Genomic DNA, 24,448 nt, shown 5'->3' with positions numbered 1-24,448 from the left:
TGAAGCGTCAGTTCCGGTGATCCACCGTCAGGGACAGGTCGATCTCGTCGTCGCTCATCGCGGCGATCTCCGCGACGAGCCGGTCTTCCACCCGCGCCGCGAGCCGCGCGACGGTCGGGTGCTCGAACAGGTCGCGCACCGGCACCGGGCAGCCGAACGCGGCCCGCAGCCGGGCGGCTACCGCGACCGCGCGCAGCGAATGCCCGCCGAGGGCGAAGAAGTCTTCGTGCCGTCCGACGCGGGCGACCCCGAGCACCTCGGCCCAGATCTGCGCGGTGACCGTCTCGGTCGGGGTCTCCGGGGCCTCGAACTCCGCCACCACCGGCACGTCCGGATCCGGCAGCGCGGCGACGTCGAGCTTGCCCGGCACGGTCCGCGGCAGCGTCTCCAGCGCCGTGAACACCGCGGGCACCAGGTAGCCCGGCAGCCGGTTCGCGCACCACTCGCGCAGGTCCCCGGCACCGGCGACGTACGCGACCAGCGCAGGCTCGCCCCGGACGTCGCGCACCACGACCGCGGCGTCGGTGACCGCGGGGTGCTCCCGCAGCACGGCCTCGACCTCACCCGGCTCGACTCGGAACCCCCGGATCTGGACCTGGTCGTCGACGCGGCCGAGGAACTCCAGGGTCGCGTCCGGCCGCCACCGCACCAGGTCGCCGGTGCGGTAGAGCCGGCCGCCGGTGCCGCCGAAGGCGTCCGGCACGAACCGCTCCGCGGTGGCGCCCGGCCGGCCGAGGTAGCCGTGGGCCAGTTCGTCCCCGCCCACCAGCAGCTCGCCGGGCACCCCGGCCGGGACGAGCGCACCGCGGGCGTCGGTCACGTACACCCGGCGGCCGCCCAGCGGCCGGCCGATCGGGACCCGGCCGGTGCCCGGACCGGTGATCCGCTGCGCGGTGGTGGAGATGACGGACTCGGTGGGGCCGTAGGTGTTCACGACCGGTACGCCCGCGTGCCGGTCGAACCAGCGCTCCAGCGTCGCGGCGGGCAGCACCTCGCCGCCGGTGACCAGCAGCCGCAGTCCGCTCAGGATGTCGGCACCGGCGGTCACTTCCGCCAGGTAGGACGGCGTCAGCTCCAGGACGGTCACGCCCTCGGCGCGCACCCGCTCGGCCAGTTCGGCCGGCGTCCACACCTCGTCCGGGCGCAGCACCACGCGGGCGCCGGCGCTCAGGGCGGGCAGGATCTGCTCGAAGGAGGCGTCGAACGAGAAGGACGCGAAGGACAGCACGCGGTCTTTCGCCGTGATCCCGAAGCACTCCCGGGCGGCGGCGACGTGCGCCGCGAGCGCGCCGTGCGGCACCGCGACCGCCTTCGGCCGTCCGGACGAGCCCGAGGTGAAGATGACGTAGGCGGCTTCGCGCGGGTCGGGTGTCCGGGGGCCGATCGGCTCCGCCGGGCGCTCGGTGCCGTCGATGATCCGTTCGACGCCGGCTTCGGCGACCATGAAGTCCAGCCGCCGCGCGGGGAACCGCGGGTCCAGGGGCACGTAGACGCCGCCGGCCCGCCAGACGGCCAGCATCGCCACCACGGCGGCCACGCCCCGGGCCGGCCGCACGCCGACCGCGGTGCCGGGCCGGACGCCGTCCTCGACGAGCGCCGCGGCCAGACCGCCGACCCGCTCGTCCAGCTCCCGGTAGCGCAGGACGTCGTCCCCGCACACCAGCGCGACGTCGTCCGGCGCGCCGCCGACGAGGAAAGGATCTGGTGGGGTGCACCCGGTTCCGGCCCACGTCAGCAGCTCCTCGCGGTGCCCGGGAGAAAGCAGGTCGACGTCCCCGAGCCGGACGTCCGGGTCCGCGGTCACCGCGACGAGGGTCCGGTGCATCCAGCCGGCGAACCGGTGCACGGTCGCCTCGTCGAAGAGGTCGGTGCTGTACTCGAGGTCCAGGTCGATCCGCTCGGGGTGGAGCACGGCGTTCGCGGTCAGGTCGAACTTCGCCGACTGCCACGGCAGCGTGAAGGGCGCGAAGCCGAGCCCGTCGACGGCGGGTGCCGGGCTCGCCGCCGACTCGGCGAGGTCGAACATGACCTCGAACAGCGGGTTGCGGGACAGGTCGCGTTCGGGCCGCAGTTCTCGCACCAGGTGCTCGAACGGCACGTCCTGGTGGTCGAACGCGCTCAGCACGCCGTCGCGGACGCGGTCCAGGAAACCGGCGAACGTCGGGTCGCCGGCGAGGTCACCGCGCAGCACGACGGTGTTGACGAAGAACCCGACCAGCCGCTCCAGCTCGCTCCGGCCCCGGCCGGCCACCGGGGTGCCCACGGCGACGTCCGTCCGGCCGGACCAGCGGCCGAGCACGACCTGGAAGACGGCCAGCAGCACCATGAACCGGGTCGCGCCGCAGCGCGCGGCCAGCTCGTCGAGCCCAGCCGGAACCGGCCATGAAACCCGCACGGCCGCGCCCCGGCCGGAGCGCACCGCCGGGCGGGGCCGGTCGCCCGGCAAGTCCAAAGGGGACAGTCCGGCCAGGGTGGCACGCCAGTACTCCAGCTGTGCGCTGGTGTCGTGTTCGCGTTGCCACACGGCGTAGTCGCCGTACTGCACCGCCGGTGGCTCGACGTGGTGCCCGGCGTAGGCCTCGGCCAGCTCGGCGAACACGAGGCCCGTCGACCAGCCGTCGGTGGCGACGTGGTGGAAGGCCAGCACGACGACGTGGTCTTCGGGGCCCAGCGCCCACACCCCGGCGCGCAGCAGCGGCGGCTCGGCCAGGTCGAACCGGGCGGTGGCGAACGCGGTGGCCTCGGCCCGCACCGCGTCGAGGTCCGCGGCCTCGGTCCACCGCAGGGGCACCGTGACGTCTTCGCACACCAGCTGCACCGGGCGCCCGTCCCGCTCGACGAGCGCGGTCCGCAGGACCTCGTGCCGGGTCACGACGTCGTCGAGCGCACCCTGCCAGGCCGCGCGGTCGAGCGGACCGGTGACCCGCCAGGAGAACCAGAGCGCGTAGTCCGCGCCGAGCTCGGACATCCGGTCGAGGAACCACAGCCGTTCCTGCGCGAACGACATCGGCAGCGGCCCGCGCCGGTCCACCGGCACGATCCCCGCGCCGCCGGCGACCCGGGCGGCGGCGACCTTCGGGCCGAAGTCGCGCAGGCGCGGGTTCTCGAAGAGCGTCCGCAGCTCGACGTCGCGGTCGAGCCGCTCGGCGACCCGCGACACGGCCATCGTGGCCAGCAGCGAATGCCCGCCCAGGTCGAAGAAGGAGTCGTCGAGGCTGATCGGCTCGACGCCGAGCACCTCGCTCCAGATCGCGGCGATCGCGCGCTCGGTGTCGTCGCGGGGCGCGGTGAATCCGGCGCCCGGTTCGAGCCGGTGCTGGTGGGCTTCGGGCAGCGCGGCCCGGTCGAGCTTGCCAGCGGCGTTCACCGGCAAGGCGTCCAGCGGCACGATCTCGGTGGGGACGGCGTGAGCCGGCAGCCATCGCGCGCATTCGGCACGCACCCCGCCGGCCTCGCCGACGACGTACCCGACCAGCGTCCGGCCGCCCTGCGCGTCCTGGCGCACCGCGGCGGCCGCCGCCCGGACGCCGGCGCAGCGGGCCAGCGCCGCGTCGACTTCGCCGAGTTCGATCCGGAAGCCGCGCACCTTGACCTGGTCGTCCACCCGGCCCAGGAACTCCAGCTCACCGTCCGGGCGGCGGCGCACCAGGTCGCCGGTGCGGTAGAGCCGGCCGCCGGTGCCGCCGAAGGCGTCGGGCACGAAGCGTTCCGCGGTCAGCGCGGGCCGGCCGAGGTAGCCGCGCGCCAGTTCCGGGCCGCCGATGAGCAGCTCGCCGGTGGGCGCGAGCCGGTCCTGCTCGTCCACGACGTAGGTGCGACGCCCGCCGAGTGCCCGCCCGATCGGGACGTTGTCGTCCACTGTAGACACTTCAGTCACGTCATGGACGGTCGCGGTGACGACGGTTTCGGTGGGGCCATAGGCATTGCCGACCCGAACCCAGGGTGCGTGCGCCCGCCACGCGGTCAGCGCGGCGGGCGGAACCGTCTCCCCGCCCAGGATCAGCAGCCGCAGCGAGCGCAGCGCCGGCGCGGTGTCGCCGGTGAGCGCGAACGCCAGTTCCGACCAGTACGTCGGCGGCAGGTTGAGCACGGTCAGCCCGTGGTCCCGCACGATCGCCGGCAGCCGCGACGGCAGCCACTGCACGTCCGGCCGGACGACCACGGTCGCGCCCGAGCCCAGCGCGGGCAGCACCTGGTCGAGCGAGGCGTCGAAGGAGAACGAGGAGAAGGCCAGCACCCGGTCGGCGGCGGTGAACCCGAAGTGCCGCCGGGTCGCGGTGACGTGCGCGGCGAGGGCGCGGTGTTCCACGCCGACGGCCTTGGGCCGCCCGGACGAACCCGAGGTGAAGATGACGTAGGCGAGGTCGTTCGGGTGTACCCGGACGGCGGGTGCGGCAGGCCCGGTCTCGGTCACCGGCACCACCGGGATGCCCAGGTCGGTACCGACGTCCGCGATCACGTGGGTGATGTCCACTTCGGACACCATGAACCGCTGCCGGTCCGGTGGCAGCGCGGGATCCAGCGGGACGTACACCCCACCGGCCCGCCAGATCGCGAGCATCGCGGCCACCGACCACACGCCGCGTCCGACGCTCACGGCCACCGCGTCGCCGCGACCGACGCCGCGGGCACTCAGGGCGCCGGCGAGCCCGGCCACCATCGCGTCGAGCTCGCCGTAGGTGACCGCGCGACCGTCGTCGACGACCGCCGTCGCGCTCGGATCCCCGGCCACCGCAACGGAATCCGGGACCTCCTCGGTGGCCCGCAGCGGTCCCAGCCCGGCCGCGATGTCGGCCACCGGGGTCGTGGGCGCGGCGAGCACCGCGGCCAGCAGCGTCCGGTAGCCCTCGCTGAACCGCCGCATGGTCGCCGCGTCGAAGAGCGTCGTCGCGTACTGGAGCCGCGCGGCCAGCCCGCCGTCGGACCGCAGGTTGAGGTCGAGGAAGACATCCATCGGCGCACCGACCAGCGGCGGCGGCACCAGCTCGGCGGTCAGGCCCGGCAGCCGGATCGGCGCGAGCGCGGTGTTGACCAGCGTGAAGGAGGCTTGCGCCAGCGGGTGACGGGAGAGGTCCCGCTCGGTGCTGACCGCGCCGACCACCTGCTCGAACGGCGCTTCGGCCGCGGAGAGCCCGCTCAGCACCGTCTCCCGGACCCGGCCCAGCAGCTCGGCGAACGAGGGGCCGCCGCTCAGGTCGGTGCGCTGCACGACGGTGTTGACGAACGGCCCGATCAACCCGGCCAGCTCGGGGCGGGTGCGGTCGGAAAGCGTGGTGCAGACGGCGATGTCGGCGCGTTCGCAGTAGTGCGCGAGCAGCGCCTGGTACACCGCCAGCAGCAGCATGTACCGGGTGACGCGGTGGGTTTTCGCCAGCTCGTCGGCTCGCGAGACGAGCTCGGCGGGCACGGTGAAGCGCACGACATCGCCGGCGCCGTCCCAGAACGCCGGGCGCGGCCGGTCGGTGGGCAAGTCCAGCGGAGCGAGGCCGGCCAGCCGGGTGCGCCAGTGCTCGAGGAGGCGGTGCAGCCGGGGGCCGGCCAGCCGCTCGCGCTGCTTCCGGGCGAACTCGGCGTACCGCGTCGCCGGGACCGGGACCGGCTCGCCGCGGTAGCCGGCCGCCAGCTCGTCGAGCAGCACGTCCCACGACCGCCCGTCCACGGCGATGTGGTGCACCACGACGAGCAACAGGTGGTCGCCGGAGTCGAGGCGTGCCAGCGTCATCCGCACCGGCGGGGCGGCGGCGAGGTCCATCGGCCGGCTCAGTTCGCGGTCGAACAGCTCGGCCGCGTCACGTGCTCGGGTGCGGTGCACCCGCGTCCGGCCCGGGGGATCGACCCGGGGCCGGGGTTCGCCGTCGACGGCGGCGAACCGGGTGCGCAGCACCTCGTGCCGGTCGGCGATCCCGGTCAGTGCCCGCTCCAGCGCGTCGGTGTCCAGCTCACCGGACAGCCGCACCGCCAGCGGCAGCAGGTAGTCCGCCGAGCCCGGGTCGAGCTGCTGGGCGAACCAGAGCCGCCGCTGCGCGTACGACACCAGGGTGCCGTCGTCGTTGACCTCGTCGTGCACTTCGGCCTCCCGCGCTGTTGTCCCGGGCTTCGAGTCTCCGTCGCTCGCGCGGGACGTCACCAGGGAAGCGGCGGCACCCGCCGGGTGCGGGCAGTTCTGCGCGTTCTACCCATGCCCGGCGGTCAGATCAGCCCGGCGCGCACGCCGGCGGCCACCGCGTGAGCCCGGTTGCGCACCTGCAGCCTGCTCATCAGCTCGTAGATCACGTTCTTCACGGTGTGCGTCGAGCAGGAGAGCGTCCGGGCGATGGCGATGTTGTCCAGGCCGTCGGACATCAGCCGGAGCATGGTCAGCTGGCGGGCGGTCAGCCGCGGCGGTTTGCGCCGGGCGCGCCGGTCGGTACCCAGCAGGCGGACGAGCGCCTCGTGCGGCAGCCGTCCGTCGCCATCGTGGGCCGAGCGCACCGCGGCCGCCAGCCGGACCGGCGTCGCCTTGGCGGAGTGGACGAGCACCGCGATCCCGGCCCGCACGGCCCGCCGCACCCCGTCCTCCGGCAGCCGGTCGGCGACGACCACGATGCCGGCCCGCTCACCGGCCGGGCAATCCGCGAGCGCGTCGTCCACGGTGGGGCCCGCCGCCAGCAGGACGCTGTCGGCGGATTCCCGCACCGGCACCCCCGCGCGGCCCAGTGCCGCGTGGACGTTCTCGCGCAGGACGTCGTCGGACGCGGTGACCCGGACGGGCACTTCGTCGCGGGGCCGCGTCACAGCAGCCCCGCCCGCAGCACGTAGGCCACCGCGTGCGCCCGGTTGCGCAGCCGGAACCGGTTGGTGACGTCGTGCACGACCCCGGCGACTGTGCGCTGGGAGTAGCTCAGCTCGCGGGCGATCTCGGCGGTCTCCCGGCCCTCGGCGACCAGCCGGAAGACCTCCCGCTCCCGGTCGTCGAGCCCGAGTCCGTCGGCGGGGGAGCCGTCGGCGGCGGTGTGGTCGAGCAGGTGGTCGAGCAGGTCCGGGGGCAGCGCGGCATCCCCGGCCGCGGCGGCCAGCACCGTGCGGGCGAGCCGGTCGGGGTCGGTCTCCCGGCGCCGCAGCAGGCCGCGGGCGCCGGTGGCGATGGCGTGCAGGGCTTGACCGGGCGTCAGGTCGGTGCTCACGAGCACCACCTCGGGGCGGTGCTCGGCGGTGCGGGTGGCCCGCACCAGGTCCAGTTCCCGCTCGCCCAGTTCGTCGACGATGACGACGGTGACCGCGGGCGGCACCCCCGGTGGGGAGACGGCGACGTCGGGACAGCCGTGCATGGCCACCGTCACGCCGGCTTCGAGCATCGGGTCCTGCGCGACGACGCTGACGAGCACGGGTTCGCCCATGGGTCCTCCTCGGTCCGGTTCGGTCCTTCCAGCCTCGGCCGGTGACGGACGGTCGCGCTTCGGTCACGGCCACCCAGGTTCCCGCGGTGCCGCGTCCACACGCCGAACGCGACGCCGGCCGGGGAAAATCCCGCCGGTCGGTGACCCGGTCGCGGTGCGGGTGGCCCGCGGGCGGGGCCGCGTCGCCGAAAAGTGCGGGTTCGGCCCGCATGACGGCACGCGGGTGGTCCGGTACGGTCCGTACGCCCGTTTTTCGCGCCGCTACGCCGATCGGATGCCGTCAGAAGTGTCCGCAGAGTTCGCGGGTGGACCGCCGAAGATGGTCCGATGGAGTACCGCTCACCCGTCGTGGTGGGGCGCGGCGAAGAGTCACGAGCGGTGGACGAAGCGCTGGCAGCCGCCCGGGAAGGCCGTGGTGGCGCCGTTTTCGTCGTCGGCGAGAGCGGGATCGGGAAGTCCCGGCTGATCGACGCGGGCGTCGACCGCGCGACCGCGGCGGGCATGGCGGTGCTGCGCGGCCGGGCCAGCGCGATCGGGCCTGCGGTGTCGTTCCGTCCGCTGACCGAAGCGATCCTGCACCTGCTGCGCACGGAACCGGTCGACCCGGCCGAGCTCGGCTCTTACGCACCGGCGCTGGGCACCCTGGTGCCCGCGTGGAGCTCTCCGCCCGCCGGGGCCGTGGCCGAGTCGCCGGTCCTGCTCGGCGAGGCCGTGCTGCGGCTGATCGCCGTCGCCGGGGCGGGCCGCGGCTGCCTGCTCGCGCTCGACGACCTCCACGACGCCGACACCGCGACGCTGGCGACCCTGGAATACCTGATCGACAACCTCGACCGGCAGCCGGCGGTGCTGCTCTGCGGGGTGCGTGACACCGCCGGCGCGGCGCTCACGATGACGCGCGAAGCCGCGCAGCGCGGCCGTGGCCTGCTGATCGAGCTGAGCCGCCTTTCCCGGACCGACTTGAGGCCGCTCGTGGCCGCGTACCTCGGCACGGACGCGGCGGCGGTGCCCTCCGCCGCGCTGGATCTGGTGTGGGCGGGCAGCGCCGGAAACCCTTTCCTGGCCGAAGAAGTCGTGACCGCGCTGGTGCAGGAGGAGGTGCTGTCCCGGGATGGCGAGGCCTGGGTGGCCGCGGATCTCCCCGACGCCGTGCTGCCGCCCGCGCTGACCCGCCCGCTGGCCGCCCGCATCGCGGGGACGGGCGAGGGAACGCGTGCGGTGCTGTCCGCCGCGGCGGTGTTCGGCCCCCGCTTCCCGGTCGCCGTGCTCGCCCGCGTCACCGGCCAGACCGACGACTTCGTGCTCGGCCTGCTCCACGACGACCTGGCCGGACCGCTCGTCGAACCGGACAGCGAGCCGGGCTGGTTCGCGTTCGGCCACCCGCTGGGCCGCGCGGCCGTCCTGGCCCAGCTCGGTGACGACGATCGCGTCCGGTGGGCGGCCCGGGCGGCCGACGCGGTGGAGGCGATGCAGTCCGGACTGCCGGGGGAGTGGTGCGAGCTCGCCGCCACCCTGCGCCTGGCCGCCGACCAGCGGCCCGCCGCCGGACGCCTGTTCGCCGAAGCCGGCCGCCGCGCGCTGGACCGGGGCGCGACGACCTCGGCGGTCGACCTGCTCGGCCAGGCGTGGGAACTGCTCGCGGGCGAGCCGGCGACGCGCGCGGAGACGTTGGGGCAGCTGCTCCTGGCCCTGGCCGAAGACGGCCTGGTGGACCGGGCGCTGTCGGCGATGGCGACGCTCGACCAGCTCGACGGGCCGGCCCCGGCTCGGCGGGCCGCGCTGCACACCCGGCTGGCGTGGGCCCTCGAGGTCGCCGGGCGGGTGGACGAGGCGTCGGCCGAGGTCGACACGGCCAGGGCGCTGCTCGGCCCGGACGCGGCGGCGGCCGACCACGCTCCGATCGACGTCGTGGCCGCGCACATCGCTTATGACCGGCCGGATCCCGCCCGGCGCGCAAAAGCCGAAGAGCTGGCCCGGCAGGCGGCGACGGTCGCCGAGTCCGTGCCGCTGCCGGTGGTCGCCTGCCAGGCCTGGCTGCTGCTCGCCGCGATCGCCCGCCAGCGCGATGTCGCCGAGGCCACCGCCTGCCTGGACCACGCGCATTCGCTGGCCGTGCTCCACCGGTTGCCCCGGTGGGAGCTGCACGCGCTGGTCCGCCTGGGCAACGACGACGCGCTGCGCACCGGCGACCTCACGCGCCTGCACCGCGCTCGCGACCAGGCGAGCCAGGTGGGCTCGGTGACCGCCCGCTACCAGGCCGAGGCGAGCTTGGCCCTGCACGCGATCCTGCGCGGCGACCTGGCCGAGGCCCGCGAACTGCTCGACACGGCGCTGGCCGCGACCGTGCGGTTCCGCCAGTCGGAGACCATGCGCTACGCCCTGCTCCTGCGGGTGGTGCTCGCCGGGCACCGCGGTGACCGGGCGGGCCTGACCGAGGCGCTGGCCTCGTTCGAGGAGCACCGCGGGGACCTCACGCTGCACGCGCCCCGCGTCCACGGCCTGGCGGGCGCATTCCTCGCGCTGCTGGAGGAAAACCCCGCCCGGGCCCGCGAGGACCTCGCGGTGGCCGTGCGGCACCAGGACGTCGATCACCTGTCCGGCCGGCACGGGCTGCACCTCTTTCTCGGGGTGCTGGACGGGACGGTGGGCCGGTCCGAGTGGCAGGCCGGGCACGCCGACCCGGCGGCGGGGCTGCGCTGGGACCGGCAGTTCGCCCTGTTCGCCCGGGCCGTCCTGCTGGGGCGGCAGGGGGAACGCCGGCGCGCCGAGCGGGTGATGGTCGACGCGCTCCGGGTCGCCGAGCCGTACGCGACCAGCCGTCACCTCGCCCTGCGCCTGGTGGGCGAGGCCGCCCTGGACGACGGCTGGGGCGACCCGGTCGCCTGGCTGCGCGCCGCCGAGCGGTTCTTCCACCGAAGAAGGGTGCCGGCGGTGGCCCGGGCGTGCCGCGCTCTGCTGCGACGCGAAGGCATCCGCGTACCCCAGCACCGGCGGGGCACCGACGACATCCCGCAGCGGCTGCGCTCGGCGGGGGTGACCGCCCGGGAGTACGAAGTGCTCGGGCTGCTGGCCGGCCGGCTGAACAACCAGGAGATCGCGGCCCACCTGCACCTGTCACCCCGCACGGTGGAGCGCCACGTGGGCAACCTGATCGCCAAGACGGGCTTGCCCAACCGCATCGCCTTGAGCGGCCTGGCCCTCGACGTCCTGGGCCGCGGGACGCCCCTTCCACACGGCACGGTGGGGACGATGACCCGCGAAACCACCGCCGCGACACCTGGGCTGAATCCGTCGCCGGAGTGAGAAACACCGACCCCCGCGGGTTGGTGCGCGGCCGGTTCAGGGGAGTTGCAGGTAGGTGGCGAACCTGAGCGTGGGGTCGTGTCGGACACTCGATCAACCCCATGGAGTCGCGCGTCGCGGCCTTGCCCTCCGGCAGTCTCGTCTTCATGTGATCGGGTGGACTTGGCTCATCGTCCTGGTAATGCGCGCGGCACGTTCACCTGTGCGCCGATCGAGGCGACGACCAGCTCGACCCGGCTTTGCGCCGGCTGCTGCTCCATCAGCTCGTCGAGCACCAGTGCTGCGGCGTCCACGGCGGCTTCGGGGCCGACCGACAGGGCGTTGCGAGCGTCTCGCCGGGCTCGGATGGTGCCGTGCAGGTCGGAGATCGCCACGGTCGTCGCCCCTGGGGTGAACGCGACGATCCCGGCCAGCGGTGACCGGGGGCCGAGGGCGAGTTCCCGCGCCGGGCGTCCCCGGCTGCCGTCGTGCACTTCCTGCTCGACCAGCACGCCTTGGGCGATCAGGAATTCGACGGTCGACGCGACGGTCGACCGGGCCGCACCCGACCGGCCGGCGATCCCCACCCGGTTCGGGGCGCCGTCGACACAGATCGCCCGCAGTACGGTCCGGATCGTCTCGGCGGCGGGAACGCCCACACGCGTACTCTACGCACCACGCAGGCACGGTGGTCCACGAACGCGATCACTCCGGTCCGGGAGAGCGTCGCTTGGCGGCGATCAGCCGGCGCAACGCGTCCTCGCCGAGACCGCCCCAGATGCCGTAGGTCTCTTCGGTCGAGACGGCGTGCTCGAGGCATTCCGCCCGGACGGGGCAGCGCGAGCAGATCTCCTTGGCCGACTCTTCCCGGTGCCGGCGGACGAGGCCGCGTTCGTTGTCGAAGTGGAAGAAGACCGCGGCGTCCATGCCGCGGCACGCTCCGCGCATCTGCCAGTCCCAGTTTTCCGCGACAACGGCAGGCAATCGGCTCACATCGGTCATCGGGCAAGCCCCCTTCGCTCGACGGCCGGGCCGGCCGCTGCCGAGGGACTACCCGGTGCCGGCGAGGTGTACCGGCATTTCCCGAAGATCACCCGCGCGGGGTGGGGCGGGCGAGGCCGGCGCGGCGCCGATGCCCGGACGGACACCCTCGACGGCGCTCTCGCTCCGGGACCCGCTGGGGCGGGCAACGCCAACCGGTTACGTCACGCCCGCGCCTGCCCCATCGTGGTGACCACGGTGAGTTTTCGTGCCAGGCCCAGCACGTGCAGGAGGCGTAGCGCGGCTGCCTGCCGGGTCAGCACCGCGAAGCCGCCGCGGCCGAGCGGTTCGTCGCGCCGGGCGTGGTGGTCGTGGGCGGCTTCGAGTAGGCCCAGGCCGACGCTATCGCTGACGCGCAGCTCGACATCCAGCCCGAAATGTTCCTACCCGACGACACCGCCCTGCTGGGGTCTCACTCGTCCGGGTCATTTTCGGATTGTTTCGCCCAGCTGGGCGTCATCGAGCCTCTTGCCGGGTAGCCGGACAACGTACTGGTCCCGCCACGAGATGTAGGTGACACCGTTCATGTCCGATGACGGCGCACAAGCCCCGACGCTCGACCCCGTTCGCCTGCTGGCTGCCCTGGCCGGCGCCGAGCAGCATGCGCGTGACGGGGCCGGCTTGGCCGATCGCAATCGGTCGCTCGAGTACCGGGCCGGGGCGGGCGACGCGTATGCCGACGCGCAGGAGCTCGTTCGCAAGATGATCGGGATGCCGGTCGAGGCGGACTCGGACCGCTGATGTCACGACAGGACGCGGTGGCCCGGTGGATCATCCGCTGCGCGCTGGATTCCCGGATCGTGCGATAGGACTGCGCCCGCTTCTCCTGTGTGTCCCTTGAGGACCGGAACGGCGTGAACCAAGCCCTGGGCGAGCGTCGAGTCGTGCGGCTGGGCAATCCGGCGAGCGGAGCTCACCGAATCCTCGGTGAGCGTCACTCCGATCGGAGTGACGTGTCCACGCCTTCGAGGAGAGCAGACTGTGGCGGCACCAGACGGCCGGCCCGGAGCCGGCGAACTGATCCGGCGTTCGAACGTCGAAACCGTCACGGTCTGTGTTTCGGAGGAGCTCGAGGACGCCTCGGCAACCTGCGAGATGCTCGCTCCGGCGTTCGTGGCACCCGCCGGCTCGGCTGTGGTCGTCGACCTCTCGGCCGTCACTTATCTGACGATGGAAGCTGTCGTACCGCTCATGGTGCTCGCTCGAAGGTGCTTCGACCTAGGGCAGTCGCTGTGTGTCGTGGCGTCGGCCTCCGCACACGCCAAACTGATGCAGCTCGGGCTGACAGAAGTGCTTGGCGCGCAAAGACGGTGTGGATCATGACTTCCGGGCCGGGGAGCAGCTCTTCCGCCCTGCGGACGCGGCACTGGCGCCGGTGGTCAGGAAGACCGGCAGGGTCTCCCTCAGACGGTGGTGCTGCTCGTCGTAGGTGGTGAGTTCGCCGATGACCCAGCGGCGAGAGTGACGTCGATCCGGCTGGTTCCACTGGTGACACGGTGGATGGCCAGCCAGCCGACGCGTCCGGCGGCGAGGGCGGCTGCGGTCGTGTGTCCCGAGGGGAACGACTGTCCCGAGGCGTGCCACGCCCAGTCCTCGCGAGGGGGACGCTGACGGGCCACGAGCTGCGACAGGCCGTACCGGGCCAGCAGGGCCGGCGCCATGATCGCACCGACGAGGCTCGCACGGCGCAGCCGCGCCGAAACGGTGCCGGTGCCGATCCCCGCGGCGATCGCGAGCACCAGAACTGTCGCCACCGCCGGGGTCGCCGTGACCGTGGCCGTCCGCGCGAGCAGGGTCAGCGTCGCCGTGCGGGGGGCGAGCAACCACGTGTGGAGATCCTGGTCGAACGTCGCGGCCCAGCCGCTGTTCGCGGCAGCCGATATCAGCAGCGCGATGAACACCGCGAGCGCCGCGACACCCGCAGCCACGAGACCCCGGACGGGGAGCGCGGCCGGTCGAGCACGGACATCGGCCACCTCCGATCCTGGCGGCGGTGGCCGGCGCGACCCCTCGCGCGCCGGCCACCGGTCTGGGGCCGGTCAGTCCTTCTTCAGCACGTTCTTCACCTTGTCGGCGACGTCGCCGACCGCGTCCTTGACGTTCTCGACGGCGTCCTTGAGACCGGCCTTGGCCTGATCGGACTGGCCCTCGGCGCGCAGCTCGTCGTCGCCGGTCACCTTGCCCGCAGCCTCCTTGGCCTTGCCGCCGAGGTCGTCGGCCTTGTTCCCGATCTTGTCACCCAACGACATGCTGTCGCTCCTCTCGGCTCGGTCACCGTCCTTCGTGGACGGTCCTGTTCATCAAGACACCCCGGCGAACGGTTCGTCATTGCCCCGGCAGCGTGAGCGTGTTCACACGAAAGTGATCGTGATGATGCCGAGCGCCACGGGTCCTCCCGGTACACGCGTTCGAATCGACATTGGAGGGAACACCATGGCTGAGACGACTTCGAAGGCTCCGGCCGCCACGGCGTCGAAGGACAAGACGACCGGTGCGCTGGTCACGGCTCAAGGGTCGACGACGATCGCGGACACCGTGGTGCAGAAGATCGCCGGGCTGGCCACCCGTGAAGTTGCCGGAGTGCACGCACTCGGTGGTGGTGTCTCCCGCGCTTTCTCCGCGATCCGCGAGCGCATCCCGGGCGCGACGGCTTCCGCGGGCCAGGGCGTCTCGGTCGAGGTGGGGGAGAAGCAGGCAGCGGTGGATCTGCAGATCGTGGTCGAGTACGGCGTGTCGATCGCCGATGTGGCGCGGTCGGTGCGGCGCACCGTGATCACCGGCGTGGAGCGGATGACCGGGCTGGAGGTCGTCGAGGTCAACATCGCCGTCGGCGATTTGCGGCTGCCGGGTGAGGACGAAGGCGAGAGCGCCGACACCGGCCGGGTGCAGTGATTCCCCGCCGCCGGTAGAGCCAGGGCGCGATCGGCTTGCTGGCCGGCGGCTACTTCGACGGCAAGCTCGACGTGTCGCAGCTGCTCGGCCGGGATCGGGGCTGCGATCCTGGGACTGCTCGAGCCGGACCTGGCGCCCGGCGCGGTCCGGGGCCCCGAAAGGTCGGGTTCCGCGGGGCCTGGCCGGTGGGCTGTTTGGGCGTCGCTCGCGGGGGAGTGGGTGCGGCCGCGATGCCTATGACGGCCCGGCCTCTTCTCACGGCACCGACCGAATCCTGGCGATGATCCGGTCCGCCAGGTCGGCAGCCGGCCGGGTGGGCCAGACGGCGATCCGGTCCAGGCAGCGCCGGAGCTTCTCGACCTCGGTCCGGAGTGTCGTGCAGCCTGTGCAGTCACCAGCCGCGCCGCGGTCGTCCCACGAACTGACCGGGTCGTGGCCGCACCGGCGGTCGGCGGCCGGACCGTGTTCTCGACCGGTCATGGCGCCAGCCAGTGGGTCAGGGCCAAGCGGGTCGCCTCGAGCCGGGGCGTGAATTCGGTCTCGGACCGTTCGAGCAGCTCCGCCGTCCGCGCAGCGGGGAAGTGCAGGACGTCTGCCAGCAGCCAACCGGTTCGTTCGGGTCCGCCGAACCGGCGCAGCGCGGTGAACAGAGCCGTCGGCGCCGCCTTGTCGAGGCAGTGATCGACCGTGCGGACGAACAGATCTGCGGTGCTGGGCGGCCTGCGTTGCCCATGCCAGAGCCCGACGAACACCTCTTCGGTGACCTCTTCGGCTCCTGCGGGATCGCCGAGCAGGCACGACGCCAGCCGGAACACGGTGACGTGGTGCATTCGCACGAAGCGTTCGAACGCGACCAGCGGCGCGTCGGCCGCTTCATCGTGAGTAGCGGTCAACACGGATGACGGCACAGTGACCTCCCGGAGGGCCTCGCTGCTGAAGCCCGGCGCGGATCGAAAGTGCCCACCGCACGGATCTTGGAAACCCACGGCGTGGAAGCAGGGGTGTTTGCTCCGGCTAGCCGGCTTAGCGCTTCAGAACGACCAGGCCGATCAGGCGTGATCGTGCCTTCGTTTTCGGTCAAGCCGCGAGCGTGCCGGAGTGCGACTCGGGGTAAAGGTCCGGTCGCAACGGGGACGATGTCCTGTCCGGGCAGGTCAGTCCGCGATGCCGCTCGAGTGCTGCGGGCCGCCTGCGAGCGTGATCGCGCGCTTCTCGGGAACCCCCAGCAGCAGCAGGCTCGCGACCGCCGCCGCTCGGGCACCCCGGGGGCCGTCCGGCAGCTCGCTGTCGGCGATGGCGAACACGACGCCGTAGGCGAGCTGGCTCAGCAGGCCCGCCGGCAGGTGCCGCGCGAACACGGCGCCGTCCTGGCCCCGTTTCACGAGGTCGGCGAGGAGCTCGTCGACCGGCCCGAGCAGGCCGTGGATCGCCTCGCCGTACTCGCCACGGCGCAGCGCCAGCAGCACTCGGTACCGGTGCGCCACCGGCCAGACGCGGGCGATGAACTCGACCCACATCGCGTCCGCTTCCCCGCCGGAGGCGTCGACTTCGGTGAGCACGCCCGTCATCTCGATGACGGCCCGTTCCATCAGAGTCCGGACCAGGTCGAGCCGCGACGGGAAATGGCCGTAGACCGTGCGGCGGACGACGCCGGCCGCGGCGGCGATGTCACCCATTCCGGCGTCGGGGTTCTCTCCCAGCAGGTCGAGAGCGACGTCGAGGATGCGATCGCGTGTCTCGTTCATCGAGCGCACACGGGAGGACTCGGCAGGCACGACACCATCATTGCACACTGGTGTGCAATGAAGTACGTTGCACAGCAGTGTGCAACGAAAGGAAGCCGATGACCGCTCCGACGCCGCTCGTCCGCCCGTTCACCGTCTCGATCCCGGATTCGGAGATCGACGACCTGAAGCAGCGACTGGCCGGAACTCGATGGCCGGACCCGGAAACCGTGGGCGACTGGTCACAAGGGGTCCGCCTGGAGAACGCCAGATCCCTGGTCGGCTACTGGCAGGACGGCTACGACTGGCGGCGCTTCGAGTCCGAGCTCAACCGCTTCCCCCAGTTCCTGACCGAGATCGACGGGCTGGACGTCCACTTCATCCACGTCAGGTCCCCGCATCCCCACGCGATGCCCCTGATCCTCACGCACGGATGGCCCGGCTCGATCGTCGAGTTCCTGAAGCTGATCGGCCCGCTGACCGATCCGGTTTCGTTCGGCGGAGACGCCGCCGACGCGTTCGACGTCGTCGTCCCGTCACTGCCCGGGTTCGGGTTCTCCCAGAAGCCCACGGAGGCCGGGTGGACGGTCGAGCGCATCGCGAACGCGTGGGTGGAACTGATGAAGCGTCTCGGCTACACGCGCTGGGCCGCGCAAGGCGGCGATTGGGGTGCCGTCGTCACCACTGCCCTCGGGGCCCTGCAACCCGAGGGGCTTCTCGGAATTCACCTGAACACCCACTACGCCTTTCCCGCACGCATACCCGACACCTTGTCGCCCGAACAGCGCCACGCCGTCGAGAGCCTCGCCCTCTACACCGGCGATCTCGGCGGGTCGAACCACCTTCAGGGCACGAAGCCGGAGACGATCGGGTTCGCACTGGCGGACTCTCCCGCCGGCCAGGCCGCCTGGATCTACGAGAAGTTCCAGTCCAAGACCGACAACCACGGGCTCGCCGAAGACGCCCTCGGCACGGACGACATGCTCGACGCGATATCCCTCTACTGGTTCACCAACAGCGCGGCGTCGTCCGCCCGCATCTACTGGGAGAACAGATCGCGCACTTTCGCCGGTCCGAAGCTGACACTTCCGGTTGCGGTGACTGTCTTCCCGAGGGACATCCCCCGCCTGCCACGAAGCTGGATCGAAGACACCTACAGCAATTTGATCCACTACGGCGAGGCCGACAAGGGCGGTCACTTCGCGGCCTTGGAGCAGCCCGAGATCCTGGTCGGCGAAATCCGCACCGGCCTGCGCGCCCTTCGTTCCTGACGGCCCCGCGCGAGCCTCGAACCACACGGCGTGGCAAACCGGACCGTGGAGGTAGGGCGCCCGCAGGGAAACCGGGAACCGGACGTAGCCGGGGCCGACGGAGTTGACCCGCACCCCGCGCGGGCCGTATCACTCGTGGGGGCCGCGCTCCTGGCAAGCACCGTGGTTGGGCGCGTGGTTCGGTCATCCGGACGGCTCGGCGGTCCGAGGCGGCTTCCTCGGGGACGGCTGCGCGAGTCGTCACCGGAGAGTTCGCGCGGCCGGGGCTGCTGACCGGACAGCCCGATTTCCGTACTGCGGCGACAGGCTTCTGCGGTCCGAAGTCATGAGCCCAGGACGGTGAGCGGGTGATGGCCCCTTGCCGCCCGCCAGAACCGCTTGGGCAAGTGTCCGGCCCAGAGGAAAGTTGGCGTTGCGGTGTCACGAGGTAGTTGCGCCAGGCCCGGCTGCTAGCAGGTGGTCGTTGAGAGGATCCTGAGAACCTGCCGGTGGCGGTCGTGAACTCGGGGAGCCTGGCGCGCGTGGCTCCGGGTAGACGATCGACTCCCCGGGAGGTCACGGATGACCGAGGTCACCGAGCAGCGCCGCGCCGCCGTAGTTCGCAGCGAGGGCGAATACCGGCTGGTCACCAATCAGGCCGTGCCGGCACGGACGCTGCTGTTCACCCTCGAGGGTGAGCTCACCGCGTCGCCGACGCGCTACACCGTCCAGCTGGACGAGGACAGCCACGTCGACATGCCCGCGGGCAGCCCGCTGGAGGAGGTGCTGGACCGCTACTACTGGCGGTTCATGAACCACGCCTGCGAGCCCACGGCGGTGATCCGCGAGCGGTCGGTGCTCAGCCTGCGGCCGATCCCCGCGTGGTCGCAGATCACCTTCCACTACGCCAGCACCGAGTACGACATGGCCGAGCCGTTCACGTGCCTCTGCGGCAGCGACCGCTGCGACGGCGTGATCCAGGGCTTCCGGCACCTGGCGGCCCCGCGACGCGAAGACCTGCGGGCGCTGCTGTCGCCGTACCTGCTGGCCGTGCTGGACGGCCGGATCGCCGAACCCGTCGGGGTGTGACGGTGAGCCAGGCGCAGGGCGCCCCGCCCACGACCCGGAGTCCCCGGCAAACCGGGGAGCTGCCACCCGCCCGGCTGCACCACTTCTTCGAGCAGTCGGCCCGGCGCCGTCCGGACGCGATCGCCGTGGACGTGCCGCCCTCGGGCGGGCGCCCGCGGCGGACCGTCACCTACGGCGACCTGCACCGCCGGTCCGCGGGCGTCGCGCGCGCGGTGCACCGGGCCGTCCGGCGGCCGGGGATCGTCGCGATCCTGCTGTCGCGCTCCACCGAAGACCTCTACCTCGCGCAGCTCGGTGTGCTGCGGGCCGGTTCGGCCTACGTCTGCCTCGATCCGTCGTTCCCCGACGAGCAGCTCGGCCACATCCTCGGCGACGCCGCACCCGCGCTGCTCATCACCGACCACGCCGGGCGCGAGCGGGCCACCCGCGCCGGCTACTCCGGCGCCGTCCAGCTCGTCGACGGCACCGCCGAGCCCGCCGCGCGGCCGGTCATCGCGCCCGCGGCGCCGGCCGGGCTGGCCTACGTCATCTACACCTCGGGCACCACGGGCAAGCCGAAGGGCGTGCTCGTCGGACACCAGGGCGTGGTCAACCTGATCCGCTCGGACGTCGCCGAATTCGGCCTCGGCCCGGGGGACCGCGTGGCCCAGGGCTCCTCGCCGGCCTACGACTCCTCGGTCGAGGAGTCCTGGATGGCCTGGGCGTGCGGAGCCACCGTCGTCGTCATGGACGACGAGACGGCCCGGCTCGGTCCCGACCTCGTGCCCTGGCTGCGGGACGAGCGGATCACGGTCCTGTGCCCGCCGCCGACCCTGCTGCGGGCGGCCGCGTGCGCGGACCCGCGCCGGGAGCTGCCCGACCTGCGCCTGCTGTACGTCGGCGGGGAAGCCCTGCCCGACGACGTCGCCGAGCGCTGGGCGCCCGGGCGCCGGATGGTCAACGGCTACGGGCCCACCGAGTGCACCGTGACCTGCCTGCGTGCGGACGTTGAGCCCGGGAAGCCGGTCGCCATCGGCAAACCGGTCCCCGGCATGCGCGCCTGGGTGCTCGACGAGCAGCTGCGGCCGGTCAAACCGGGCGAAAAGGGCGAGCTGTGCATGGGCGGCGACGGCCTGGCGCTCGGCTACCACAACCGGCCGGAGCTGACGGCGGAGAAGTTCCCGCGGCACCCGCGCCTGGGCAGGCTCTACCGCACCGGCGACCTCGTGCACGCCGAACCGGACGGCACGCTCTTCTACCACGGCCGCATCGACTCCCAGGTCAAGCTGCGCGGCTACCGGATCGAGCTGGAGGCCATCGAGGCGTCGCTGGCGCGGCTCCCGGGCGTGCGCGAAGCGGCGTGCCGGGTCCAGGGGGAGGGCGCGGGCCAGGTCATCGCCGCGCACCTGGTCCCCGACCGGCCCGGCCACATCCCGGACTCCGCCGCGCTCCGGGAACACCTCGGCAAGGTCCTGCCCGCGTACATGGTGCCCGCGGTCTTCGGGGAAGCCGCCACGCTGCCGCGCAGCGCCGGCGGCAAGCTCCGCCGCGACGACCTGCCGGTGCTCGCCACCGCCCGGCGCCACGCGGCCGCGCGGACCACCGGGAACCCGGTCGAGCAGTTCATCGCCGACGCCCTGCGCGACGTCTTCGGCACCCCGGACGTCGGCGTCGACGACGACTTCTTCGACGACCTCGGCGGCAGCTCGCTGCAGGCGGCGATGCTCATCTCGAAGCTGCGCGTCAACCCGCTCACCGAGGCCATCGCCGTGCGGGACGTCTACAGCGCGCGCACGGTGGCGGGGCTCGCGAAGCTGGCCGCGCCGGTGACCCACGACGAGATCGACGCGCTGGTGGCCCCCGCCCGCAGCGCGGTCCTCGTCACCGCCGCGCAGGCCGCCTGGCTGCTGGCCGAGCTGGCGATCGCCGCCCCGATCGGTTACTTCGCCGTGTTCGTCGTGCTGCCGTGGCTGGCCGAGCGGATCGGGCTGGTCTCGCTGATCGTCCTGCTGCCGATCGCGGCGCTCGTGGCCGGGTTCGGCTGGACGCCGGTGGCCGTGTTCTTCGCGGTTCGGGTGAAACGGCTGCTCATCGGGAAGTTCGAACCCACGCGGATGCCGGTCTGGAGCGGGTTCCACCTGCGGCTGTGGATCGTGCGGCACCTGCTGCGGTTCGTGCCGTGGGGAACGATCGCCGGCACCGAGTTCCAGAACATGGCGCTGCGCTCGCTCGGGGCCCGGATCGGCAAGCGCGTGCACATCCACCGCGGCGTCGACGTCGTGCAGGGCGGCTGGGACCTGCTCGACATCGGCGACGACGCCACCGTCGGCCAGGACGCCTCGCTCGGGCTGGTGCAGCTGGCGGAAGGCCACCTCACGGTCGGCCGGGTCACCGTCGCCGGCGGCGCCACGGTGGACGTCCGCGCCGGCATGTCGCCCAACACCCGGCTCGGCCGCGGAGCCTGGCTCGCCGCGTTGTCGTCGCTGCCGTCGGGTACCGCCGTTCCGGACGGCCGGCGCTGGGACGGCGTCCCGGCGCACGACGCCGGCCCGGCGCCCCGGGCCCCGGTGCCGGTCGTGTCCGGCAGCATGCTCTCGCCGTTCGCGCACGGCCTCGCGATCGTCGCGGCCCGCGCGGTGTTCGCCTGGCTGTTCGCGGTGCCGTTCTCGGTCGTGCTGATCGCGCTCGTGCTCGCCTTCGACGTCACGTACCCGGCACTGCTCGACGCGCTCACGCGGCCGTGGGCGCACCTGCCGTTCCTGCTCGTCCTGGCCGGGGCGAGCTGCCTGTCGCTGCTGGTGTCGGTCTGGCTCGAAGCGTTCGGCGCGCGGCTGCTCGGGCGCGTCGAGGAGGGCGTGATCAGCCGGTGGAGCCTCGCCTACATCCGGGTGACGCTCAAGACCGGCTTGGTCACCACGGCCGGGAACTGGCTTTCCGGGGGGATGTTCTGGCCGGTGTGGCTGCGCTGGGCCGGGATGAAGGTGGGCCGCGGGTGCGAGATCAGCACGATCATCGACGTCGTCCCGGAACTGGTCGAGATCGGCCCGGACACCTTCTTCGCCGACGGCATCTACCTCGGCGGTCCCCGCATCCAGCAGGGTACGGTCGCCTTGGCCCCGGTCCGGCTCGGCCACGACACGTTCCTCGGCAACCACGCCGTCGTCCCGGGTGGGCAGCGGCTGCCACCGGACATCCTCATCGGTGTCTGCACCGTCGCCGACGACCGCATCATGACGTCCGGCACGTCGTGGTTCGGGCACCCGCCGATGCTGCTCCCGCGCCGCGAAGTGGTGGAAACCGACCGCAGGCTGACCCACGACCCGTCGTTCGCCCGGGTGGTCACCCGGGTGTTCTGGGAATGGCTGCGGTTCGCGCTCCCGGTCGTCCCGCTGGCGGTCATGACGGCGTGGTTCGCCGGGATCGCCTACGTGGCAGGGACTCTGCCGCTTGTCGCCTTCGTCTTTCCCGGCGCCGCCGTCGTGACGCTCGCTTCGGCGATCCTGCCGTGCCTGATCGTCCTGGCGCTGAAATGGGGCCTGCTCGGCCGCGTGCGCCCGGGCGTGCACCCGCTGTGGTCGTGCTGGTGCAGCCGTTGGGACTTCCTCTACGTCGCCTGGGGTTTCGTCGCGGGAGGCGTCCTGTCCGCGCTCGAGGGGACCTTGCTGCTGCCGCTGTACCTGCGCCGCACCGGCATGACCATCGGCAAGCGCGTCGTGCTCGGCGAGGGGTTCGCCCAGATCGTCGACCCCGACATGCTGCACTTCGGCGACGGCGCGACCGTCAGCGCGATGTTCCAGGCTCACACGTTCGAGGACCGCGTGCTCAAGATCGACCACGTCCACGTCGGCGCCCACTCGACGCTCGGGCACGGCACGGTTCCGTTGTACGGCGCCGAGATCGGTGAACACGCGTACGTCGCCCCGCACAGCGTGATCATGAAGCAGGAGCGGCTGCTGCCCCGGCTGCGCTACGCGGGCGTTCCGACGAAGGAACAGAAGGCGCCGTCGCCGCGGTCGAATCCCGATCCGGCGACGCGGCCACTGCGCCGGGCCGGCCGGGTCCGGGCGGCCCCGGCGCCGCCGACGCAGGCATTCTGGCAGTTCGACCGGACCTTCGCCGTGCCCGGCGAGGCGGCCGTGCCCGCCGCTCGTCCGACACAGCAGGACCGCCGATCTCCCCACGGAACAAGGCAACCCCCCATTCCAGGTACCTAGGAGTGGGCCCGGCCGCCGGTGAGGTGGCGCGCTCTGGCGGAGCCGCACGGGGCCGTTCCTTGCCCTCTGGTTCACGCCAGTACGGCCGGCTCGCCTCTACGCTGGCAGTCGACACCGCGGCGTCGTGGTGGCGGCTGCGAGGAGGACGCACGTGTTCGGTCTCAGCCTGGAACATCTGGTGATCCTGCTGGTCGCCGGCCTGTTCATCGTCGGCCCGGAACGGCTTCCGGAGTCCGCACGCTGGCTCGCCCAGACGCTGCGCAAGGCACGCACCTTCGCCGCGGGCGCCCAGGAACGGCTGCAGAACGAGCTCGGCCCGGAGTTCACTCAGCTGCGTAAACCGCTCGAGGATCTGCGGTCGTTGCGCAGCTTCGCCCCCAAAGCCGCGCTCGGGCGCTACCTGCTCGACGACTCTCCGCCGGCGGCAGCCGGCGAGAAGATCGCGGCGGGCTCCCCGGCCGCCACGCCGCCAAGGCCCGGGGAACGGGCACCGGTCGACCCGGACGCGACGTGACCGAGCCCTGCCACACCGTCGTGGGCGTGGATGACCTGCTGGATCTGCTGGGCCGCTCGCGGGTCGTGTTGTCCCGGCGGTTCAGGGTTGTACCGCACTGCCGGCAGAATCCGTCCCCGGGGTTCGGCGCCGGTCTCACCTACGCGGGCCAGGTCGTCACCGGGCGCCCGCAGCCACCGCTTGCCAGCCGGGCCGGTTGAGGGGCCGGCCGCCGTCACGGCTCTGGAGTGAACCAACCATGACGACGACCGGCGGAACGCCGCCGCTAAGGGCGTCCCCCGGCGGCGAATCTCCTGCAACCCGCCGCCAGGTCGAAACCACCATGATCACCGGCTGACCACGACGGACAGAACACGGCCGCCGCAGCTCCGTGGTCCACGAAGCTGCGGCGGCCGGAAACAGTCTTACTTGTTGGTGCCCGGGGTCAGCACCTTGTCGATCACGAAGACGGTGGCGTTCTTGGTGGGGATGTTGCCGCACAGGATCTTCGCGCCGTTGACGGTCATGTTGTCACCGGTGCCCTCGATCTTCAGCGGGCCACCGGCGGTGTTGAGCGACTCCAGCGTGCCCGCGGAAGCGAGACCCTTGGCGTCGTAACGCTTGCCGACGACGTGGTACTGCAGGATCGGGGACAGCTCGGCCGGCTTGCCCGCCAGCTCGGCGAACTTCGCGTCACCGAGGGCGGCGAAGGCCGGGTCGGCCGGGGCGAACACCGTGATGGCCTGCTGGCTGTTGAGGGTGTCGACGAGGTTGGTGGCCTTGACCGCGGCGACCAGTTTGGTCAGCAGCGGGTTCGTCGACGCGGCCGAGGCGACCGGCTGCGGTCCCATGGAGTCGAGCGAGCCGGGCGCGGAGCCCTGCGGCAGCTGGGAACAGGCCGGGCCGAAGACGTCGGCGTTGGTGGTCATGCCATCGCCCGCGGCGGCGCTGGAGGACGGCGCGGCCATCGACGAAGACGGGGCCGGCGCGCTGCTGGAGGCGGACGAACCGGTGTCGCTGCTGCCACACGCGGTGAGGGTGAGGGCGGCGGCCGCGGTCAGGCCGATACCGGCAATACGAAGGTTACGCACGAAAAATCACTCCAATTGAT

The 24,448-nt window shown here is 72.7% G+C and carries 19 protein-coding genes; 8 read left to right on the top strand and 11 right to left on the bottom strand.

All coding sequences use genetic code 11. From position 1 onward, the window contains the following. Positions 1 to 7 precede the first annotated feature (7 nt). From QSK39_RS20540 to QSK39_RS20530, 3 genes are all read right to left on the bottom strand, one after another. Positions 8 to 6,067 (bottom strand): non-ribosomal peptide synthetase, encoded by a 6,060-nt coding sequence (locus tag QSK39_RS20540; RefSeq protein ID WP_285479372.1) that lies wholly within the window; start codon positions 6,065 to 6,067, stop codon positions 8 to 10. A gap of 122 nt (positions 6,068 to 6,189) precedes the next feature. Continuing rightward, entirely contained in the window at positions 6,190 to 6,774 is a 585-nt protein-coding gene (locus QSK39_RS20535; protein ID WP_285479371.1) for a helix-turn-helix transcriptional regulator, read from the bottom strand. Continuing rightward, positions 6,771 to 7,376 carry a helix-turn-helix transcriptional regulator gene (locus tag QSK39_RS20530; RefSeq protein WP_285479370.1) on the bottom strand — a complete coding sequence of 202 codons (606 nt, stop codon included), beginning with the start codon at positions 7,374 to 7,376 and terminating at the stop codon, positions 6,771 to 6,773. The genes QSK39_RS20535 and QSK39_RS20530 overlap by 4 nt, the downstream gene beginning before the upstream one ends. Positions 7,377 to 7,703: 327 nt before the next feature. On the opposite strand from QSK39_RS20530, the gene QSK39_RS20525 reads away from it, so the two are divergent. Next, on the top strand, positions 7,704 to 10,676 hold the full coding sequence (locus QSK39_RS20525) for an ATP-binding protein (RefSeq protein WP_285479369.1): 2,973 nt from the start codon (positions 7,704 to 7,706) through the stop codon (positions 10,674 to 10,676). A gap of 167 nt (positions 10,677 to 10,843) precedes the next feature. Here the strand turns inward: QSK39_RS20525 and QSK39_RS20520 are convergent, their stop codons facing one another. Together QSK39_RS20520 and QSK39_RS20515 are read right to left on the bottom strand one after the other, a co-directional pair. Next, positions 10,844 to 11,314 carry a hypothetical protein gene (locus QSK39_RS20520; protein WP_285479368.1) on the bottom strand — a complete coding sequence of 157 codons (471 nt, stop codon included), beginning with the start codon at positions 11,312 to 11,314 and terminating at the stop codon, positions 10,844 to 10,846. A gap of 46 nt (positions 11,315 to 11,360) precedes the next feature. Beyond that, the gene (locus QSK39_RS20515) at positions 11,361 to 11,657 is read right to left on the bottom strand and encodes a WhiB family transcriptional regulator (RefSeq protein ID WP_285479367.1); all 297 of its coding nucleotides are present in this window, start codon (positions 11,655 to 11,657) and stop codon (positions 11,361 to 11,363) included. A 552-nt stretch (positions 11,658 to 12,209) separates the two neighbouring features. Between QSK39_RS20515 and QSK39_RS20510 the strand changes: the two genes are divergently transcribed. Both QSK39_RS20510 and QSK39_RS20505 read left to right on the top strand, forming a co-directional pair. Next, on the top strand, positions 12,210 to 12,437 hold the full coding sequence (locus QSK39_RS20510) for a hypothetical protein (protein WP_285479366.1): 228 nt from the start codon (positions 12,210 to 12,212) through the stop codon (positions 12,435 to 12,437). Positions 12,438 to 12,677: 240 nt separating this feature from the next. Next, positions 12,678 to 13,019, top strand: coding sequence for an anti-sigma factor antagonist (locus QSK39_RS20505; RefSeq protein WP_285479365.1), 342 nt, complete (start codon positions 12,678 to 12,680; stop codon positions 13,017 to 13,019). 80 nt (positions 13,020 to 13,099) lie between these two features. Here the strand turns inward: QSK39_RS20505 and QSK39_RS20500 are convergent, their stop codons facing one another. Then, the gene (locus tag QSK39_RS20500) at positions 13,100 to 13,624 is read right to left on the bottom strand and encodes a phosphatase PAP2 family protein (RefSeq protein ID WP_285479364.1); all 525 of its coding nucleotides are present in this window, start codon (positions 13,622 to 13,624) and stop codon (positions 13,100 to 13,102) included. Between the two features lie 111 nt (positions 13,625 to 13,735). Beyond that, positions 13,736 to 13,945 carry a CsbD family protein gene (locus QSK39_RS20495; protein WP_176170774.1) on the bottom strand — a complete coding sequence of 70 codons (210 nt, stop codon included), beginning with the start codon at positions 13,943 to 13,945 and terminating at the stop codon, positions 13,736 to 13,738. A 184-nt stretch (positions 13,946 to 14,129) separates the two neighbouring features. On the opposite strand from QSK39_RS20495, the gene QSK39_RS20490 reads away from it, so the two are divergent. Then, positions 14,130 to 14,588, top strand: a complete 459-nt coding sequence (locus tag QSK39_RS20490) for an Asp23/Gls24 family envelope stress response protein (RefSeq protein WP_285479363.1) — start codon at positions 14,130 to 14,132, stop codon at positions 14,586 to 14,588. A 255-nt stretch (positions 14,589 to 14,843) separates the two neighbouring features. On the opposite strand, the gene QSK39_RS20485 is transcribed toward QSK39_RS20490, so the two are convergent. The 3 genes from QSK39_RS20485 to QSK39_RS20475 form a co-directional block, all read right to left on the bottom strand. Further along, entirely contained in the window at positions 14,844 to 15,068 is a 225-nt protein-coding gene (locus QSK39_RS20485) for a hypothetical protein (protein ID WP_285479362.1), read from the bottom strand. Then, positions 15,065 to 15,481: a sigma-70 family RNA polymerase sigma factor gene (locus QSK39_RS20480; protein WP_285479361.1), complete on the bottom strand. Its 417-nt coding sequence runs from the start codon at positions 15,479 to 15,481 to the stop codon at positions 15,065 to 15,067. Before QSK39_RS20480 ends, QSK39_RS20485 begins: the two co-directional genes overlap by 4 nt. 261 nt (positions 15,482 to 15,742) lie before the next feature. Next, positions 15,743 to 16,333, bottom strand: coding sequence for a TetR/AcrR family transcriptional regulator (locus QSK39_RS20475; protein ID WP_285479360.1), 591 nt, complete (start codon positions 16,331 to 16,333; stop codon positions 15,743 to 15,745). A gap of 98 nt (positions 16,334 to 16,431) precedes the next feature. Here QSK39_RS20475 and QSK39_RS20470 point away from each other — a divergent pair, with 98 nt between their 5' ends. The 4 genes from QSK39_RS20470 (at position 16,432) to QSK39_RS20455 (ending at position 23,358) form a co-directional block, all read left to right on the top strand. After that, positions 16,432 to 17,583, top strand: coding sequence for an epoxide hydrolase family protein (locus QSK39_RS20470; protein ID WP_285479937.1), 1,152 nt, complete (start codon positions 16,432 to 16,434; stop codon positions 17,581 to 17,583). 561 nt (positions 17,584 to 18,144) lie between these two features. Beyond that, entirely contained in the window at positions 18,145 to 18,651 is a 507-nt protein-coding gene (locus tag QSK39_RS20465) for an SET domain-containing protein (protein WP_285479359.1), read from the top strand. A 2-nt stretch (positions 18,652 to 18,653) separates the two neighbouring features. Further along, positions 18,654 to 22,844 carry a non-ribosomal peptide synthetase gene (locus tag QSK39_RS20460; protein ID WP_285479358.1) on the top strand — a complete coding sequence of 1,397 codons (4,191 nt, stop codon included), beginning with the start codon at positions 18,654 to 18,656 and terminating at the stop codon, positions 22,842 to 22,844. A gap of 151 nt (positions 22,845 to 22,995) precedes the next feature. After that, entirely contained in the window at positions 22,996 to 23,358 is a 363-nt protein-coding gene (locus QSK39_RS20455; protein ID WP_285479357.1) for a twin-arginine translocase TatA/TatE family subunit, read from the top strand. A gap of 404 nt (positions 23,359 to 23,762) precedes the next feature. Here QSK39_RS20455 and QSK39_RS20450 read toward each other — a convergent pair whose 3' ends face one another. Continuing rightward, on the bottom strand, positions 23,763 to 24,428 hold the full coding sequence (locus QSK39_RS20450) for a fasciclin domain-containing protein (RefSeq protein ID WP_285479356.1): 666 nt from the start codon (positions 24,426 to 24,428) through the stop codon (positions 23,763 to 23,765). Positions 24,429 to 24,448: the final 20 nt, after the last annotated feature.

Source organism: Amycolatopsis sp. NBRC 101858 (assembly GCF_030269325.1).
Lineage (GTDB): Bacteria > Actinomycetota > Actinomycetes > Mycobacteriales > Pseudonocardiaceae > Amycolatopsis > Amycolatopsis ponsaeliensis.
The sequence above is the reverse complement of the archived record's forward strand: the minus strand, read 5'-3'. Positions and strand labels throughout refer to the sequence as shown.